This is a genomic window from Ensifer sp. (assembly GCF_031989085.1).
In the GTDB taxonomy this organism is placed as follows: Bacteria; Pseudomonadota; Alphaproteobacteria; order Rhizobiales; family Rhizobiaceae; genus Ensifer.
In genome coordinates this window covers 2,492,092-2,510,457 of sequence record NZ_DALZXU010000001.1, presented here as the reverse complement: position 1 = coordinate 2,510,457, position 18,366 = coordinate 2,492,092, and the positions used below count along the sequence as shown (strand labels likewise).

Below are 18,366 nucleotides of genomic sequence, written 5' to 3'. Positions count from 1 at the left end.
ATGCGCCGCCGCTGGCGGTCAATGTACCAAAGATGCAATCTGCTGCTCGTCTCTCAGAGCATTATGACGGAAAGAAGAAAAACGGCCGGTTTGCCGCGCTTCTCAACAGAACCGTGGCCGTCGTCACTTCGGTTTGGAGACGGCGGCGACCCAGTTCTTCCAATTCTTCGCCGAGCCGGCAAAGACGTTGATATCGGTGGCGCCGTCGATGCCCGGGATCACGCCGGTGCTGGTGTATTGCCAGAAGGCCCAGCGGCGTTCGACATAGACTTCGCCCGGATGCTTGGCGACGGAGCGGACCCAGAAGTGGTGCTCCTTGAACTGATCGACCAGATTGTCGCGGTGGAAATCGACCGAGGTATAGATGATCGGCCGCTTGCCGTAATGGGCCTCAAGCCTGTCCATGAAGCGCTTCATCTCGACGCGGACTTCGTCCGGACCGGGGCGGGTGCGGCAGGTTTTGGATTCGCCGTTCCATTCGACGTCGAGCACCGGCGGCAGGTAGACTGCGCTCTTCGGCACGTTGGCGATGAACCAGTCGGCCTGCGCGTCCGCGGTCGAGCAGAAATAATAGAAATGGTAGGGCGCGTAGGGAATGCCGGCGGCGCGGGCGCGCTGCCAGTATTCGTTGAAGCGCGCGTCGACGCGGTCCTTGCCCTCGGTCGCCTTGATGAAGGCGAACGACACGCCGGAGTTGCGCACCTTTACCCAGTCGATATCGCCGTTCCACTTGGAGACGTCGATGCCGTGGATGTTGTGGTGCTGCGGCGTCCGGTCACCGAAATTCTGCGGATCGGTGTCATTGAAGCGCGGCGGGATCGATGCGGTCTGCATCAGATCGTAGTCGGTCGACGAACAGGCCGAAAGGAGGGTGGCAATAGGCAGCAGAGCCAGAAGAAGCCGGCGCATGGAGGTCCTGTTTCGAAACGAACGACGAGCCTGCCTCACACGATGGCTTCCATGATGGTGATATCCCCCGCGAGGCGTGAACCTCATTTTCACCATATCATCGTAAAAATTGAGTTAGCTCAAGCGGGAATTACGGCGGCCACCGGACCGTGAACCCTCGCGACGGTCGGATTGGTGGCTGATGCCGCAGTCGCCGCCGGGCGGTAATAGACCGCGAGCCAGGCATAACCCCGGCCGATGGCCCGGCGCTCGAGCTGTGCGCCGTTGCGCCTTGCCCGCTCTGCCAGCACTTCGAACAGCGTCTCGCGCGGCGTCACATGGAAGCGTGTGAGCCAGCCGCGCAGCAGGCGGCGAAAGCTCGCCGGCAGCCGCTCCTGCTGGCCGAAATCGGCGATATGCAGCGAGCCGCCGGGGTTGAGCGCGGCAATGGCCGCGTCGATCGCGCCTTGCCAGTCCGGTATCATCGACAGGGAATAGGAGATGACGATCCGGTCGAATCCCGTTTCGCCGAAGAGCCGGGGATCGAAGTCGGTGGCATCGGCGACCCGCAGCATGGCGGGCGATCTGCCCCGGCGGCTGAGCTTGGCGCCGGCCGAGGCCAGCATCTCGGCGGAGATGTCGAGGCCGAAAAGCCGGGCCCTTGGGAAGTGCTTGCCGATGAGCGCGAGATTGCGCCCCGTTCCGCATCCGACCTCCAGCACGGAGATGCCTGGCCCCGCATTCAGTTCGCCGATCAGCGTGTCGCGGCCGAAGAGATAGTACTTGCGCGTCAGATCGTAGACATGCCGCTGGTAGCGGTACATGTGGTCCATGCGTCTCTGGTGGCTGGTCTCGGCCGCGTGAAGCTCGCTCATGGCTTCTTCCGGTAGATGTGGAAGCCGCCGTAGATGGCCGACCGGTCGGCATTGCCGAGCGCCAGCGATGTTTCGGCATCGTAATGCCACTGCTCCATCAGCACAGGCGACAGGCGCCCGGGAAGGATGCTGTCTTCGGCGGCCGTGCGGAAGATCACCATGGCGCCGGTATCGGCCGTTCGGGTGATCTCGCTCCACAGATCGTTCAGCTGCTGGTCGTTCATCCAGTCCTGTGCATCGAGCAGCACGTAGCGGTCGACCGACGCCGCCGGCTTCTTTGCCAGAAGCTCGGTGAAGCTGGCATGGTGGACTTCGACATTGTCGGTGCCGTTGCGAATGGTCTCGTAGCGGTCCGCGTGCAGATAGGCCGGCAGTGAGCCTTCGTGCGGCTCCGGATAGCGGCGGGCAAAGGCCTGCCAGGCAAAGTAGTTGTCTTTCAACGGGAAGTGGCAGGTCAGCTTTTCCAGCCGGTGGCGGAGCACACAGGCAAGCGATTTGTCGGCGCTGAGGCTCGCCAGCTCGTCGAACTGTTGCGGCGGGATGCCGAGGCCGAAGAGCGAACTCTTCTGGCTGGTGATCCAGCGAATGAACGGGCGCTCGAACAGAGGGGCCAGGCGCGTATCGAAGAACTGGCGCTGCTCGCGCATGGAGCGCGCCTCGACGAACTCTTGCGGGTTGACGCCGTGCAGGCGGGCGAGGATGTGGCTTGCCGCGATGAACCGGCCGAGAAGGCCGGTGCGGTAGATGTTGCGGTTAAAGACGCCGATGCGACGGCGTGCCGTCATGTCGCGACCGTTCCAGTAGCTGCGGGTCGTCCGGTCGATCTTCGGGGCGATGAACAGGTCGAAGGCCTGGACGTTCGATGGCGTGCCCTGCGTCGCCAGAAACCGGACGACGTCCTTATGGCCGGGCAGGTGGCGGAATGCGCCGAGTTTCAGCCGGTTGAGGGCGATGTGGTGCGGATTGAGGTCGACCACGTCGATGCGGCCGGGGCCGGCCGAGAGATAGGTCAGCATGTTGCAGCCGCCGGAGCCGATCGTGACGATGCGATGGCCTGGGCGAAGCTGCATCGCCTCCATGTCGACGATGGGATCTTCCCAGATCTGCGGATAGACCAGGCCCGAAAAGAGCAGGCCGAACAGGCGCTCGGATAGGCCGGCAAGCGAGAATGTGTTGTGTTGCAGGAGGGCGTTTTTCAGCTTCGGATTTTTTCTGCCAAAGCCGACGTCAGGGGCAAATTCGGTCATCGCTGCCGCGCATCCAGTTGAAACTTAGCCGCTTCTAAAGTGGTTCGGCTACACTTTGATGACGGGCTTTCCGGACAACTGCCGCACTGCACAAAATAGCCGACTACGATTTTTCATCCATAAGAATTCATTAAACCCTGGCGTGCTAGCTCCTTCTTATATTCGGGGGGCGTCGACATGATGTTAAGAACGTTTCTGCCGAAGCCCGAGCAGCGATTTGCAGCTGCCGGCACGGCACTGGGCGCATTGTTTCCGGCCATCTGGCTGACCACGGAAACGCTGTTGACGGATGGGGTCGTCACGCATTCAAACTATTCGGGAGCACTTGCGGCGGGCGTCATGCCCTTCGTGGTCGGAGCATCCTTCTACCGCTGGTCCTATTCACGACGGCTGGAGCGTGAACTGAGGGCTGCGCGGCGTGCCGAACGGCTGCTGCGCAACGCGGTTCACCGCGACGGGTTGACCGGGCTCGAGAACCGGGCAGCGCTGGAGGCCGATGTGCTGCGCGCGCTGCGTTCGGTCGGTCCGGCCTTCGAGCGCCGGCCGCTGCTTCTGATCGACCTCGACCGGTTCAAGGCGGTCAACGACACGATGGGCCACGACGCCGGCGACCTGCTGCTGAGCGGCATCGCCACCCGGTTGCGGCGCGCCTTTGCCGGCCAAGCGACTGTCTACCGGCTGGGCGGGGACGAATTCGTGCTCTTTGGTCCGGGATCCCCGTCGGACGGCGAGGTTGCAGAGCTTGCGAGGCGCGTCGAAGCGCTGTTCGACGCGCCCTTCGATCTTGCGGAAGGCCAGGTGGCATCGGGCTGCAGCATTGGCGTGACTTTTCTGGAGCAAAGCGATCTGTCGACGGGCGCCGTGTTGAAGCGGGCGGATCTGGCGCTTTATGAAGCCAAGGATACGCGCGGCAACAATCATGTCTTCTATGCGCCTCATCTCGCTGAGGCCGCCGAAACACGCGCGGAGGCCGAGCGCGATCTCGCCCGCGCCGTCGCCCAACGGGAATTCTTCCTGGAATACATGCCGATAGCGGGCGCTGCCAGCGGCGCCATCCGCGGCTTCGAGGCGCTGCTGCGCTGGATGCACCCGACGCGCGGCGTGATCGGGACGGAGGCGTTCGGCCAGCCGCTGGAGCAGGGAGCGCTGGCGCTGCCGCTCGGCAACTGGGTGTTGCGGCAGGCGTGTCGGCAGGCCGCGAGCTGGCCATCCCCGGTCGGGTTGACGCTCGCACCCTTCGCGCTGCAATTGCGCGATCGTGAATTCGTCGGCCAGGTCAGGGCCTGCCTTGACGACGCCCACCTGGCGCCGGGGCGGCTGACGATCGAGGTGCCGGACGCATTCTCGGCCGAAGACATGGCGCTAGTCAGTGAAAACATCGACGGATTGCGTGCGCTCGGCGTGCGCATCGCGCTCAGCGGCGGGGTTTCCGCCTCGTTGCCGCTCAGCCTGATCGGCGCGCTGCAACCGGACCAGCTGACGGTGGACCTGCCGGCGATCCGCAACGCGCATGGCAGCGAGCGTAGCGTCGCCCTGCTCGCCTGCCTGGTCAAGACCGGCCAGGTCCTGCGTCTGCCGATGGCAGTGCGCGGCATTGCCCGCGAAAGCGAGATGGATTGCGCCCGCACCGCCGGCGCTTCGGAGGCCTGGGGTCTGTGGCTGTCACCGGCCTTGCCCGCGCGCGAACTTGCAGACCTGCTGTCGGCGCGGGAGCCGCAGGCGGGCGCCGTCCTGCCCGAGGCCGTGCGTCAGGCCTGATCCGCAAGCCGCGTCGCAACTCCATCAAGCTCGAACAAAACGGTTCCCTCTGGGGCGCCACGTCGCGCAACCCGGGCGACGGCGATTTATTGTGGCTGGATACCCTCAGTCCTCATCGGGCAAAGACGGCAGGGCTTTTCCTTTCGTGCGAATGCTGCTTCTCTCTGCGGCATCAGGCGGAGGATATGATGGGACGCATCTTGAAAACTGTCGGTGCAACGATCGCCGTCGCCCTTGCCGGCGTTGCCGGCTGGCTGGCGCTGGCGCCGCCCGAACTGCTTGAGGTCGGCGATGGCTACGCCGCCAAGATCGTCTGTTCGAATGTCTTCATCGCCGGGCGGGACGGGCAGGCGGTGCTTTCCGATGACGTCCAGGCGCCGGGGCATCCGCTGTTGAAATTCATCGGCGTCTCGGTCGACCGCGAAAAGCAATTCGTTTCGGCCCGCATCTTCGGCTTTGCCGCGCCGACCTACGCGGCCTATCGGCCGGGGCTCGGCTGCGCCAATGTTTCCGCGGATGCCATTGCCGGTTTGAAGGCGACGACGACGCAGCCTGTGCCGCCGCCCACGCGCTCGGCCGAGGTCTCCTGGCCGGACGGCGACAGGGCGGATATCGATCCGACCGTTCAAAAGCTGATCGAGGACGGCGGCCTTGCCGGCCCCGGCATGCGGGCGGTCGTGGTGGTGCATGACGGACGCCTGATTGCGGAGACCTATGGTCGGGGCTTCGATAGCGCCACGCCGCTTCTCGGCTGGTCGATGACGAAATCGGTGACGGCGGCCCTGATCGGCATGCGCGTTGCCGAAGGGCGCATGGACGTGACGCGCGCCGGCCTGCTGCCGGAATGGAGCGGCGACGAGCGCGCCAAGATCAGGCTTGCCGACCTGATGGGCATGGAAAGCGGGCTCGACTTCAACGAGGGCTACGGCAATGTCAGCGACGTCACGCGAATGCTCTATCTCGAACGGGACATGGCGGGCTTTGCCGCATCACGGCCTGCGGCATCGGAGCCGGGCAAGACCTTCCGTTACTCGAGCGGCACGACCACGCTGTTGTCGCGGCTCTGGATGCAAAGCTTCGACGATCCGGCCGCCGCACTTGCCTATCCGCGCGATGCCCTGTTCCTGCCGATCGGAATGACGAGCGCGGTGATGGAGACCGATGCCAGCGGCACCTTCGTCGGGTCATCCTACATGTATGCGACGGCGCGCGATTGGGCGCGCTTTGCGCAGTTCCTGCTTCAGGACGGTGTCTGGAAGGGCAGGGGGCTGCTGCCGAAGGACTATGTCGCCTTCATGCGCACGCCGACAAAGGCCTCCGGCGGCGAATATGGCGCCGGTCAGGTCTGGCTTCAGGAAAACGGCGTGCGCGCCGGCACCGGGGTCTTTCCGGCCGATGCCTTCTGGATGCTCGGGCATGACGGCCAGGCGATCATGCTCGTGCCTTCGCTCAAGCTTGCGGTCGTGCGGCTGGGGCTGACGCCATCGCGCGGCGGCTATGACGTGCAGCAGCTCAACGCCAGGATCATAGAGGCGCTCGCAAACAATTAAGGCGCCTGCAAACAATTGAGGCGCCCGATGGAGCGCCTCATGAAGTCTCTGCGAAATGACCGTCGTGCTTATTTCATGCCGAGGTCGTCGAGCAGGCCCTTGCGCTTGGCATGGTAGTAATAGCCGCTGGCATAGAGCTTGACCGCGCCGTCGTGCTTGTTGTCGGCAACCATCCAGGCGCCGTGCAGGTACTTCGTCGCGTAGATCAGATTGGTTTCCGCGTCGAACAGGCCTTCGGCAGGGCCTTCATAGCCGAGACCCTTGGCAGTGTTGTAGCGGATCTGCATCAGGCCGTAATTGCCCTTGCTATAGGCGCGCGGATTGTAGTTGCTCTCGCGCTTGACGACGCGGTGCACGAGCTCGACGGGGATGCCGTTGAGATCGGCGTAGTGCTTGATCAGCTTGTCGAGCTCGGGGCGCGAGCTGGTCGGCGCGTTCGTCAGCTTCAACGAATCGGGAATGACGCTGGCAACGGCTGCCACGCTCGAACCGATTACGCCCATCTTCGGCTTTTCGGTCGGCACGATCATGCGGTTGGCGACAAGCGTCTCGAGGCCGACGGGTTCGCCGGTGTCGAAGTCCGATTCCATCGCTGCGGCAACTGCAAGCGTGGAAACGGGAAGATCCTGAACGCGGCTCGTCTTCGGCGAGACGAGGGCGGATGCGGTTTGCGGCAAGGCCGCGGAATTGGCCGATGCTGCAACCGGTGTCGCCATGGCAACGGCCTGGGCTTCGCCGGGCTTGCCGCCGGGAACTGCAACGACTGATGGTGCCGGGCCTGCGGCCTGGGCGAGATCCGTGCCGACGGGCAGGGTGGTCGCCATGCCCGCCGTCTGCGCCGACAGCGCAGCCGAGGCCGCGGTCGCCGCGCCATCCGGTGTCGGCAGGGCGTAGGCGGTCATTTCAGTGCCGGGTTTTGCAAGCGGGGTAACCGTCTGCACGGCCGTAAGCTCTTCCACGGAGGTATGCTCGACGGTCGAGCACCCCGAGACGAGGGTCGCCGACAGAATAGCTGCCGCGCCAAACGTCTGTTTTGAAAGGGAAATACGGAATTTCGCCATGCTGTCACTTTCGTGCTTCTGGGCCCCGCAGCCCCTGCAAATCAACGGCTGCCAGCCGCCATGCGTGAATCTCCATTAACCCATGGGGCGGCCGGCAGCAAGCGCGCGAGCGAATTTCAGGCGGTGACCCGCTTCATGGTTGCCGTCAGAAGCCCGGCGCCGATGAGCAGCGAGCCCCCCGTGCGGTTGACGATCCGCCGGATATTCGGCTTTGAAATCGTGCCTTTGGCGGCCGTCGCAAGGGCTGCATAGAGGCTGGCATTGATGATGGCGAGCGTCAGGAACGTCACCTCGAAAATCGCCATCTGGGTAAAGAGCGGCTGCGAAAGATCGAGGAACTGCGGCAGGAACGCGACGAAGAAGACGATGCTCTTGGGGTTGAGCGCGGTGACGGCGTAGGCGTGGAAGAAGATGCGCAGCGGTCGCTCCTTGGGCGGCGCCTGTTCGTCTGTTCCTCCTGCGCCCGCAACCGGTGCCCGCCAGAGCTGGATGCCGAGCCAGACGAGATAGGCGGCGCCCACCCATTTGAGCACGGTGAAGACCGCAGCCGAGGTCGCAAGCAGCGCGCCGAGCCCGAGCATGGACGCGGTCATGGCCGTGAAGTCGCCGAGCGCCACGCCGGCGACCGTCGCGCCCGCGGTCTTGCGGCCGTGGCCGAGCGCATAGGAAATGACGAGCAATATGGTCGGGCCGGGGATGGCGAGCAGCACGGCCGAGGCGGCGGCAAAGGCAAACCAGTGTTCGAACGACATGAAAAAGGCTCCACGCTTGAGGACTTTCCGAGACTGATCTCGGGAGGGAGCCATCAAGACGCGGAGCCGTCAACTGCCAATTGAGAGGCTCGATGATATGGAGCCGTCGCCCGAAGCGGTTGCGCTTCGGGCGCTGGGTCTCAGTCGTTGGCCTGCCACTTCTGGCCGATGACGTCCATGACGTCGCCGAACCACTTGGTCGAGGTGTCGAAGCGCTTTCCGCCCTTGATGCGCGGGAACTCGATGGTCCGGAGCTTGCCGCCCTGGTCCTCGTCGTGACCGGTAACGCCGGACACCTTGTTGAGCGCGCTTTCGACCGCGAGGTCGACCATGCTCTGGATCAGGCGCAGGTCGTCGCTGTTTGCCGGCGCCGAGCGGGCGTAGTAGCCCGATTTCTGCACCATCGAGCGCTCGGCGCCGAGAAGGGCCGCGAACTGCTTGGTGAACCAGTTGCCGACATTGATGGTGTCGATCTTCACATGGCCGAAGGCATCGCGCTTGACGGTTTCGCCGGCGGCTTCCCGTTCGGCGACGATCGCGTCGAGGCAGGCGCCTTCGCTGACGAACAGCGTGACGAAACCCGAGCGGTTCATGACGCCGCGCAGGCGCTCGGCTTCGGCTTCGAGGTCGAACTTGATCTCCGGCAGATAGAGGCCGTCGATGTTCTTCAGCTGCCGGTTCATCATGAAGCCGTCGACGAACTGCTTGTCGTCGGTCATCTGGACGTAGGAGCGGGCGGTTGCCGCCGTCAGCCAACCGCAGTGACGGCCCATGACCTCATGGACGACCAGCGTGCGCGGAGCGGCGCTCTGCTCGTTGCTGACATGATCGAAGAAGCGCGCGCCGTATTCGGCAGCCGTCCAGGCGCCGAGCGTCTGGCGGATCGGCACGACGTCGTTGTCGACCGTCTTCGGCAGGCCGACGACCGTGAGGTTATAGCCATTGGCGCCGAGATAGGCGGCAAGATCGGCAGCCGTGGTGTTGGTGTCGTCACCGCCGATCGTGTGCAGGATCGAGATGCCGTCGGCGGCGAGCCGTTCGGCTGCGACGCGCAGCGGGTTTTCACCCTCCTTGACGAGGCCGCGCTTGACGCAGTCGGCAGCGTTGGTGAGCTTGACGCGGCTGTTGCCGATCGGCGAGCCGCCGTGGCGGTGCAGGATATGGGCGTTTTCGCGCATGTCCCTGGTGATGTCGATGCGGTCGCCAAGCAGCACGCCCTGGTAGCCGGAGCGGTAGGCCACCAGCTCGTAATCAGGCGCGATGTCGGTGTAGCGCTCGATCAGGCCGCCAACGGCGGATGACAGACAAGGCGCGAGCCCGCCCGCCGTCAGCATTGCGACTTTCTTCTTGGCCATGTTTCCTCCTCGGGATTCGGCACGCAACTGGTGGGGGCCTCTCTAGCGCAAATCACATGGAAGTTAAATGACGGGTCTGTGGATCTCCGGCCGGCAAACGCGCCGTTTTTACCGTATGCGGTTCGATCTCTGCTCGGAACATCCTGTCACAACGGGGATGGCAGCGCACCTTCGAACGCGGCGCAAGCCGGTGCCGGTCAGGGTCTTGGCGGCCTTCGGGCGCGGCCGAACTGTTCCCCAGGGAACAGGTCGGAACCCTTGCGCTGGCGCAACGTTACCCCAACGGATTGACAATAGTGAGGGGCCATCACAAATTCGTCATCCCCGTGGTTCGCCGCAGGCTACCGCTTGCAATTTGCCACCACCATAGTCCATGCTATAGGCTGGAGAGACAGGAAAATCGTGCATGTCATTCTGGGATAGCCTCCTCAAGATCGTCACCGCCACGGGCAACGCGCTTGCCGGTGTGGTCGAAGCCGTGCGCACGCTTTTTGAAGGTGACCCGGAAACCCGGCGCAAGGTGGCTTTCTCCGTGGCGATGATCGCGCTTTCGGCCAAGATGGCCAAGGCCGATGGCGTGGTGACGGAGGCGGAGGTCTCGGCTTTCCGCGATATCTTCGAATTTCCCGCCGATCAGGCGCAGAACGTCGCCCGTCTCTATAATCTCGCGCGCCAGGACGTGGCCGGCTACGAGGCCTATGCCGAGAAGATGGCGACGCTGTGCTCGTCGTGCGAAGACAATTGCCCGATCCTTGAAGACATCGTCGATGGGCTCTTCCACATCGCCAAATCCGATGGCGCCGTGCACGAGAAGGAACTGGCGTTCCTGACGCGGGTCGCCGAGATCTTCAGGATGGACGAGGCGCATTTCGAGCAGATCATGGCGCGCCATGTGCACAGAGACGGCCGCGACCCCTATCTGGTTCTCGGCGTTTCGCCGAAGGACGATTTCGCCAAGATCCGCAAGCACTACCGTGTGCTGGTGTCGGAGAACCATCCCGACCGGCTGGTGGCGCGCGGCGTGCCGCAGGAATTCCATGCGATCGCCAACGATCGCATGGCAGCGCTGAACGCCGCCTATGAGGCGATCGAGAGAGAACGCCGCGCCGCATGACGTCGAAATACTGCGATTATGCGGGTGCGCGCTTCATGCCGTCGCCCAATTTCGGCGACCGCGCGGACGGCCGGGTTCCCGATATCATCGTGCTTCACTACACCGGCATGGCGACGCCGAAATCGGCGCTCGAATGGCTGTGTCGCGAAGAAAGCCAGGTTTCCAGCCACTATTTCGTCGATGAGGACGGTCGCGTCGACCAGCTCGTTCCGGAGGCGCTGCGCGCATGGCACGCGGGAAAGAGCGTCTGGAAGGGCGAGACGGACATCAACTCCAGCTCGATCGGCATCGAGATCGCCAATGCCGGCCACCCTGGCGGGTTGCCCGACTTTCCGGAAAAACAGATCGCGGCGGTCGTCGAATTGTGTCGGGACTGTGGCGAACGGTGGTCGATCGCCCCTGAACGGGTGCTTGCACACAGCGACATCGCCCCCATTCGCAAGGTCGACCCGGGCGAAAAGTTTCCGTGGCACCGCCTGCACCAGGAGGGCGTCGGCCACTGGGTGGAACCGGCGCCGATTGGCGGCGGGCGCTTTTTCCAGCGCGGTGATCGCGGCCAGCCGGTCGAAGCGATCCAGTCGATGCTGTCGCTCTACGGTTACGGCATTGAAGTCACTGGCGATTTCTGCGAACGCACCGAGGGCACGGTTGCTGCGTTCCAGCGGCATTTTCGCCAGCAGAGGGTCGATGGCATCGCCGATATCTCGACGCTCGATACCTTGCACCGACTGCTCCAGGCGCTGCCTCAGTTTGGGGCCTGACGCGCAAAATTTTTGCGTGCTAAATTAGCTTTTTCGGTCGTTTCCGCACAAATTTGCTTCGTTGCCACATGTTTACCATGATGCGGCATTCATTTGCCGCTCATTGAAACTGCAGGAAACGCAAGGGCAAGACGCTCCTTCCTGTCAATGAAACGATCGGGAAGTGAGGCTCGGACGGCGGGGTGCGCCGTGCTGCCCATTCCCCAGACCGGAGACTTCAAACTACATGAGAATATCGTCTGTTGCTGCGGTGGCGGCATGCCTTGGCATGTTCTTCACCGGGATTGGTACGTCGTATGCGGGGAACGTCGACAAGGCCATCAAGACCTCATCCCTCAAGTCAGTTTCACGGACGACAGGCTACCCGAACCCGCAACTCGCGCAGGGCACGCAGTACACGATCCTGATCCAGTCCTATGCCAAGCAGTATGGTGTACCGATCGATCTTGCCCATGCGATCGTCAAGGTCGAGAGCAACTTCAACCCGAAGGCACGCGGCAGCGCCGGCGAAATCGGGCTGATGCAGATCAAGCCGGCAACGGCGCGCATGATGGGCTATTCCGGCTCCTCCAAGGGTCTCTACGATCCGGAAACCAACATCAAGTTCGGCATGAAGTACCTTGCCATGGCGCATGAGCTTTCCGGTGGCACGACCTGCGGCACCGTGCTCAAGTACAATGCCGGTCATGGCGCCAAGCGCATGAACCCGGTTTCCAAGCGCTACTGCGGCAAGGTCCAGAGCATCATCGACTGATTGATGCCGATATGAGGGCGCGCCCGATGGTGCGCACAATGCACGCTTCATCGGTGAGGCGTGTCGCCTGACCTCCCCGTTGGATCGATGTCGATCCGGGGAGGGCGCCCCGGCCAGGGGCAGTGTTTCCATGGAATACCGAGCATCATTCGCCGCCCTTTCCCAAGGGGTGGCGGATGCTCCAGCCGGACAGGTCTCGCGTTCCGGCGATCTTTCGCGCGTTTCCCATTTAGACGGAAACATAGAAACGCTCTATGTCTCTCTCTCTTACGCATTTCCTGGCGGAAAACCGCTCCGCACTTTTCCTGGAAATGCTCCAAACGTGATGCAACCGCAGTGTCATATCCGCGCCGGCATGCTATCTCGACCTGATCGAAATGGTGGGGACGGACATGTCGGAAAGCTTTGATTTCATCGTGGTCGGCAAGGGCATGATGGGGGCGGCGGCAGCGCGGCACCTGGCGCTGTCGGGTGCGCGGGTGGCGCTGGTCGGGCCGGACGAACCCAGCGACTGGGCCAGTCACGGCGGCGTCTTTTCCAGTCATTACGACAATGCCCGCATCACCCGCACGATCGACGACGACCCCGTCTGGGCGCGGCTCGCCAAGCGCTCCATCGATCGGTATGGCGAGATCGCCGCTTTGAGCGGCATCGACTTCTATGCCGAAGTCGGCTGCCTGATCGCCGGACCGGCGCCGGGTGGCAGTTACGACTATATCGAAAAGGTCGCCTATGCGCGCGACGCGCTTGGCGTCGAAGCGCCGCTGCTCGATCAGGACATCCTTTCCGAACGCTTTCCCTGGTTCTGTTTCCCAGAAGGTTTCGCCGGCATCCACGAGGCGCAAGGTGCCGGCTACATCAATCCGCGCGCGCTGGTTCTGGCGCAGACGATCTGCGCCGAAAAGGCCGGCGCGCGGATCGTGCGCAGCGAAGTGGCGTCGGTGTCGAGCGCTGCCGATGGTGTCGTCGTCACGACGGTCGATGGTGCTGTGTTGAGCTGCGGGCGGGTGATCGTCGCGGCCGGCGGGTTTTCGCTTTCCGACCAGCTGCTGCCACGGCCGATCGACCTTGTGGTCAAGGCGCGCACCGTGTTTTTCGCCGAAGTGGCGGCGGGCGATCTGACGAGCTACGAGAACATGCCGTCGCTGATCGGCGCTGCGCCTGAGCAGGAAAATAGCTACTATCTGTTGCCCCCGGTCGCCTATGCGGACGGCAAGCACTACATCAAGATCGGCGGCGATCCGACCGACCGCGTTCTCGAAACCGAGCCCGATGTGCGCGCCTGGTTCCGTGGCAGCGCCGGCGCCGGGGCGGCGGCGCATATGGGCGGCTTGCTCGCCGGGGTGATGCCCGACTTCCGGCCCGCTTCGACGCATTTTCGCCCCTGCGTCACGTCCTTCACCCGCCACGGCTTCCCCTATATCGGCTTTGCCGGCGACGATCGCATTGCCGTGGTGACCGGTGGCAACGGCCAGGCGGCCAAGAGTTCCGACGAGATCGGCCGGCTCGGTGCCGTGCTGGTGGCCGAGGGCCGGATCGACGACGCGGCCTATGAAACGGATTTCGCCGTCTCGTTCCGCTGAGTGTGAAAGTGCTTCGGGGCGGCCCGGTGAAACGCCGGGCATGCCGTTTTTCTCTGGCGCTCGGCTTCCCGGTCGTTTAAGGACCGCCTGCCAGTTGGCCGGGCAGCCGCGCTCCGCAAGTGCCGAAAGGCCGCGGGGGGAGGAAAGTCCGGGCTCCACGGAAGTACGGTGCCGGATAACGTCCGGCGAGGGCGACCTCAGGGAAAGTGCCACAGAAAGCAAACCGCTCCGCTTGCGGAGTAAGGGTGAAAGGGTGGGGTAAGAGCCCACCGCGGACATGGCGACATGGACGGCACGGCAAACCCCACCGGGAGCAAGACCGAATAGGGATGACGCGGACGCGCAAGCGTCCAGCCTGTTTCCGGGCCAGTCATCCGGGTGGGTTGCAAGAGGCTGCGTGCAAACGTAGTCCCAGATGAATGGCTGCCACGTTCCGTTGTCTTCGGGCAGCGGGGCCATACAGAACCCGGCTTACAGGCCAACTGGCGATTTTCCCTTTTTAAGATGCGTGCGCGGGCCGCGAAGCAGCGCGCACGGCCGCCGCCCGACCATGCGCCCTGGCGATGCCAGCGCGCAGGCGGGGCCTCGAAAGCGTGCCGGAAAAAATCAGCGCCCCCGGCTTGCTGCATTCTTTCTCACATTCTGATTTCCCAACGATTTGAAGCCGTTTGACCGTCGCATTCCGGGTCAGCGGGGGTCTGTTCGTAACGCTTCGTTAAACTTAACAACCTATCAATATTTGATCAGCTACCCGGCTGTTCAAGAGCCAATCCCATTGACGCCCATATGGTCCCATGATATCCCATAATGGTACTGCGCAAGGGCCGCTTCGTGGCCCATCATCGCAAGATTCCAGGGTCTCCCGGCTTCGGGAGATGGGCGGACATGTTGGTGTCCGGCGGGGGCGTTTTGCGGGTGCAGTCGAGTGTTCTCGCGGGTCGATGATTATGGCCCGTCAGTCTTGGGCGGCCGTTTCGCGTCATGAACCGCTTCTTGTCAAATGCCACCAATCGGATCGATGCAAAGGGGCGGGTGTCCGTGCCTTCGGCGTTTCGTTCCGTTCTGTCGGATGGGGGCGTCCGGGAGCTATACTGTTTTCAGGACTTCGTCTTTCCGGCGATCAGCGTCGGCGGGCCGGAACTCCTGGATCGGTTCGAGAGGCAGATGGCGGTCGAGGATCCATTTTCTCCGGCTGCCAACGAGATGTCGCTGCTCGTTCATGGGGGTGGGGTCTTCGTCAAGCTCGATCCGGAAGGCCGGTTGATGGTGACGGATTTCATCCGCGACTTCACCGGGATCTCGACCGATGTGATGTTCGTCGGGCGAGGCGATTATTTTCAGCTCTGGGAGCCGCAGGCCTTTCAAAAGGCGCAGGCGGCGGCCCGGGAGGGGCGCAAGTCACGGGGGCTGCGTCCGGAATAGAATGGAGAGGCGGAATGGTGACGGAACAAGGCGGAGGAGCTTCTGAAGCCGATGGCGGACCGGTCCGTCACATTCCCGTCCTCCTGAACGAGGTTCTCGCAGCCCTCGACCCGGCCCCCGGCAAGGTCATCCTCGATGGCACGTTCGGGGCCGGCGGTTATGCCTCTGCCATCCTCAATGCCGGTGCCGAGGTGATCGCGCTCGATCGCGACCCCACGGCAATCGCTGCGGGCCAGCCGATGGTCGCGGCATCCAGCGGCAAGCTCAAACTCATCCATTCGCGCTTTTCCGAACTCGCCGAGCATGCGCCCGAAGGCAGCCTCGACGGGCTGGTGCTCGACATCGGCGTATCGTCGATGCAGATCGACGAGGCCGAGCGCGGCTTCTCCTTCCAGAGGAAGGGCCCGCTCGATATGCGCATGTCGGCCGCCGGCGTTTCGGCCGCCGATGTCGTCAACCGGGCCAAGGTTTCCGATCTCATCCGCATCTTCGGTTTCCTCGGTGAGGAAAAGCAGTCGGGCCGCATCGCCCGCGCCATCGAGAAGCGTCGGGCCGAAGCGCCGTTCGAGACCACCCGCGATCTCGCCGGGCTGATCGAAATCGTCACGCCGCGCAAGGCCAAGGACAAGATCCATCCGGCGACCCGCGTCTTCCAGGCGCTGCGCATCTTCGTCAACGACGAACTCGGCGAACTCGCCCAGGCGCTGTTTGCCGCCGAGCGGGCGCTGAAGCCAGGCGGCCGCCTCGTGGTCGTCACCTTCCATTCGCTCGAAGACCGGATCGTCAAAGCGTTCTTCCAGGATCGCTCGGGCAAGGCCGCCGGTTCGCGGCATCTGCCGCTGGTGACCGCGCGTGCGGCAACCTTCACACCAGTTGGCAAGCCTATGGTGGCGGCCAGCGAGGAAGAAGCGTCCCTCAATCCGCGCGCCCGGTCTGCCAAGCTCAGAGCCGGTATCCGCACGGAAGCGCCATCGCCGGGAAACGATCTGTCCATTTTCAATCTGCCGGAACTGGCGAGCCTTGCACGGTTGGGGGGCTGAGGGATCCATGCTGCGAACACTCGACATAGTCCTGATCGTCGTCATGACGGCCGCCGCCACGGTCACCTACACGATCAAGCACCAGGCCGAAAACAAGCTTGACCAGGTGCGAAAGCTCGATGCCGCCATCAAGCTGGAAGAAGACACGATCGACTTGCTGCGCGCCGACTGGGCGCTGCTGACGCAGCCGAACCGGCTGGAACGCCTGGTGGGCGCCTTCGGCGCCGACCTGCAGCTGGCGCCGACGCCGTCGACGCAGCTCGTGCGTCCGCAGGAACTGCCGATGTTGAAGGCGGACGTGCCGCCGACGGAAGAAGAAAAGAAGCTCGCGGCCGCCAAGGCCGCCGAGCAGACGACCGATAACATCGCAACAGGTTCGGTGGCGCACTGATGTCGTTTCTTTCCCGCATCATGGTCTTGAAGAGCAAGGCGCACTTTTCCGCCGGCGGCAACAACCTGCCGGCCGAGGCCAAGCTCAACGTCACCTTCCAGGGCACGCGCAAGAAAACCACCAACCAGGCGAAGAACCGCGTGGCGATCATCATCGCCAGCTTCGGCATCGTCTATGCCGTCATCGGAGGCCGGCTGGTGCAATACGGCATGGCCCAGCCGGAAACGGTGTCGAGCATCGGTCGCGCCGACAACCTGATGGCCTCGCGCCCTGACATCCTCGACCGCAACGGCGAGATTCTCGCCACCGACATCCGCACGGTCTCGCTCTATGCCGAGCCGCACAAGATCGTCGATGCGGATGAGGCCGTCGAGCGGCTGGCGACGGTGCTGCCCGACCTCAACGCCCGCGACATCTACAACAAGCTGAAGTCGAAATCCCGCTTCCAGTGGCTGCGCCGCCAGCTGACGCCGAAGCAGCAGAGCGAAATCCTGGCGCTCGGCATTCCCGGCGTCGGTTTCCGGCCGGAAAAGCGCCGCTTCTATCCCGGCGGTCCGACCGCCGCCCATATCGTCGGCCACGTCAACATCGACAACCGCGGCGTTGCCGGCATGGAGCGCTACATCGACGGGCAGGGGCTCGCCGATCTCGCCGCCATCGGCATGACCAGCGATGCCAAGATGGAGCCGGTCAAGCTCTCGATCGACGTGCGGGTCCAGAACATCGTGCGCGACGTCATCGATTCCGGCATGAAGAACTATCAGGCGCTGGCGGCCGGCGCCGTCGTGCTCGACGTGCATACCGGCGAAGTGCTGGCGATGGCGTCCGTGCCCGACTACGACCCCAACAAGCCAGCCGAAGGGGCCGAAGAGGGCTGGATGAACCGCATGTCGAACGGCACGTTCGAGATGGGCTCCACCTTCAAGACGTTCACCATCGCCATGGGCCTCGATTCCGGCAAGGTGACGCTCAACGACAGTTTTGACGCCTCGGCGCCGATCCGCATCGGCGGCTTCACCATCAAGGACTTCCACGGCAAGCGCCGGGTGCTGACCGTTCCGGAAATCTTCCAGTACTCGTCGAACATCGGCACGGCCAAGATCGCCGACCTCATCGGCATTCCCGGCCACAAGGAATTCCTGACGCGGCTCGGCCTGCTTTCCAAGCTGCCGACCGAGCTGCCGGAGGTCAAATCCCCGAGCCAGCCGCGCGAATGGAAGAAGATCAACTCGATCACCATCTCCTTCGGCCACGGCGTCTCGACGACGCCGTTGCAGACGGCCGTCGCCGGTGCAGCCCTCGTCAACGGCGGCAAGCTGATCCCGCCGACCTTCCTGCCGCGTTCCGAAGCGCAGGCCGACGAGCTGGCGACCACGGTGGTCAAGAAGAGCACCAGCGACGACATGCGCTTCCTCTTGCGCTGGAACGGCATCGCCGGCTCCGGCAAGCGCGCGCAGGTGCCGGGCTTCAACGTCGGCGGCAAGACTGGCACGGCCGACAAGGTCGTCAACGGCCGCTACGCCAGCGACCAGAACTTCAACGCCTTTCTCGCCGCCTTTCCGATCGACAATCCGAAGTACATCGTGCTGACCTTCATCGATGCGCCGAAGACCGGCGAAGGCGGCGGACGGACCGCCGGCTCGAATGCCGCACCCATGGTTCGCGACATCATCAGCCGCTCCGCACCGCTTCTCGGCGTCGAACCGAAGTTCGGAGAAGATGGTTCTGCCATGCTTGTGTCTTATTAGGCATGAAATGAGAATGCGGGACGATTCGCCAACCGGCGGATTAAGAGCGATGTGAGACGTGCGGTTC

General features: G+C 63.6%; 16 protein-coding genes and 1 other RNA gene. 11 read left to right on the top strand and 6 right to left on the bottom strand.

What is annotated here, in order from left to right:
- Nucleotides 1-123: 123 nt before the first annotated feature.
- The 3 genes from RTP54_RS12280 to RTP54_RS12270 all read right to left on the bottom strand — a co-directional run bounded on the left by RTP54_RS12280 (nt 124) and on the right by RTP54_RS12270 (nt 3,010).
- Entirely contained in the window at nt 124-909 is a 786-nt protein-coding gene (locus tag RTP54_RS12280; protein ID WP_112810293.1) for a GH25 family lysozyme, read from the bottom strand.
- A 119-nt stretch (nt 910-1,028) separates the two neighbouring features.
- On the bottom strand, nt 1,029-1,763 hold the full coding sequence (locus RTP54_RS12275; protein ID WP_409517104.1) for a class I SAM-dependent methyltransferase: 735 nt from the start codon (nt 1,761-1,763) through the stop codon (nt 1,029-1,031).
- On the bottom strand, nt 1,760-3,010 hold the full coding sequence (locus RTP54_RS12270; RefSeq protein WP_312362908.1) for a DUF3419 family protein: 1,251 nt from the start codon (nt 3,008-3,010) through the stop codon (nt 1,760-1,762). Before RTP54_RS12270 ends, RTP54_RS12275 begins: the two co-directional genes overlap by 4 nt.
- Before the next feature lie 177 nt (nt 3,011-3,187).
- Between RTP54_RS12270 and RTP54_RS12265 the strand changes: the two genes are divergently transcribed.
- Nucleotides 3,188-4,768, top strand: coding sequence for a putative bifunctional diguanylate cyclase/phosphodiesterase (locus tag RTP54_RS12265; protein WP_312362907.1), 1,581 nt, complete (start codon nt 3,188-3,190; stop codon nt 4,766-4,768).
- Between the two features lie 188 nt (nt 4,769-4,956).
- Entirely contained in the window at nt 4,957-6,318 is a 1,362-nt protein-coding gene (locus RTP54_RS12260; RefSeq protein ID WP_312362905.1) for a serine hydrolase, read from the top strand.
- A gap of 68 nt (nt 6,319-6,386) precedes the next feature.
- Here RTP54_RS12260 and RTP54_RS12255 read toward each other — a convergent pair whose 3' ends face one another.
- From RTP54_RS12255 to RTP54_RS12245, 3 genes are all read right to left on the bottom strand, one after another.
- Complete coding sequence (locus RTP54_RS12255; RefSeq protein WP_312362903.1) at nt 6,387-7,379, bottom strand: lytic transglycosylase domain-containing protein; 993 nt, start codon at nt 7,377-7,379, stop codon at nt 6,387-6,389.
- A 116-nt stretch (nt 7,380-7,495) separates the two neighbouring features.
- Nucleotides 7,496-8,131: a LysE family translocator gene (locus RTP54_RS12250; RefSeq protein ID WP_312362901.1), complete on the bottom strand. Its 636-nt coding sequence runs from the start codon at nt 8,129-8,131 to the stop codon at nt 7,496-7,498.
- Nucleotides 8,132-8,271: 140 nt separating this feature from the next.
- Nucleotides 8,272-9,486 (bottom strand): pyrophosphate--fructose-6-phosphate 1-phosphotransferase, encoded by a 1,215-nt coding sequence (locus tag RTP54_RS12245; protein ID WP_312362899.1) that lies wholly within the window; start codon nt 9,484-9,486, stop codon nt 8,272-8,274.
- 406 nt (nt 9,487-9,892) lie between these two features.
- Between RTP54_RS12245 and RTP54_RS12240 the strand changes: the two genes are divergently transcribed.
- From RTP54_RS12240 to RTP54_RS12200, 9 genes are all read left to right on the top strand, one after another.
- Nucleotides 9,893-10,600 carry a DnaJ family molecular chaperone gene (locus tag RTP54_RS12240; protein ID WP_312362897.1) on the top strand — a complete coding sequence of 236 codons (708 nt, stop codon included), beginning with the start codon at nt 9,893-9,895 and terminating at the stop codon, nt 10,598-10,600.
- Nucleotides 10,597-11,361, top strand: coding sequence for an N-acetylmuramoyl-L-alanine amidase (locus tag RTP54_RS12235; protein WP_112816132.1), 765 nt, complete (start codon nt 10,597-10,599; stop codon nt 11,359-11,361). Before RTP54_RS12240 ends, RTP54_RS12235 begins: the two co-directional genes overlap by 4 nt.
- 226 nt (nt 11,362-11,587) lie before the next feature.
- On the top strand, nt 11,588-12,115 hold the full coding sequence (locus tag RTP54_RS12230) for a lytic transglycosylase domain-containing protein (RefSeq protein WP_112810283.1): 528 nt from the start codon (nt 11,588-11,590) through the stop codon (nt 12,113-12,115).
- 392 nt (nt 12,116-12,507) lie between these two features.
- A complete protein-coding gene (locus RTP54_RS12225; protein WP_312362893.1) occupies nt 12,508-13,698 on the top strand; it encodes an FAD-binding oxidoreductase in 1,191 nt (396 codons plus the stop codon).
- A 90-nt stretch (nt 13,699-13,788) separates the two neighbouring features.
- Nucleotides 13,789-14,188, top strand: an RNA gene (gene rnpB / locus RTP54_RS12220) — RNase P RNA component class A.
- A 491-nt stretch (nt 14,189-14,679) separates the two neighbouring features.
- Nucleotides 14,680-15,120, top strand: coding sequence for a division/cell wall cluster transcriptional repressor MraZ (mraZ, locus tag RTP54_RS12215; RefSeq protein ID WP_112810281.1), 441 nt, complete (start codon nt 14,680-14,682; stop codon nt 15,118-15,120).
- A gap of 14 nt (nt 15,121-15,134) precedes the next feature.
- The gene (rsmH, locus tag RTP54_RS12210; protein ID WP_312362890.1) at nt 15,135-16,160 is read left to right on the top strand and encodes a 16S rRNA (cytosine(1402)-N(4))-methyltransferase RsmH; all 1,026 of its coding nucleotides are present in this window, start codon (nt 15,135-15,137) and stop codon (nt 16,158-16,160) included.
- 7 nt (nt 16,161-16,167) lie between these two features.
- Nucleotides 16,168-16,551 carry a hypothetical protein gene (locus RTP54_RS12205; RefSeq protein ID WP_112810279.1) on the top strand — a complete coding sequence of 128 codons (384 nt, stop codon included), beginning with the start codon at nt 16,168-16,170 and terminating at the stop codon, nt 16,549-16,551.
- Nucleotides 16,551-18,299 (top strand): peptidoglycan D,D-transpeptidase FtsI family protein, encoded by a 1,749-nt coding sequence (locus tag RTP54_RS12200; protein ID WP_112810278.1) that lies wholly within the window; start codon nt 16,551-16,553, stop codon nt 18,297-18,299. Before RTP54_RS12205 ends, RTP54_RS12200 begins: the two co-directional genes overlap by 1 nt.
- The last annotated feature ends 67 nt before the right edge of the window (nt 18,300-18,366 follow it).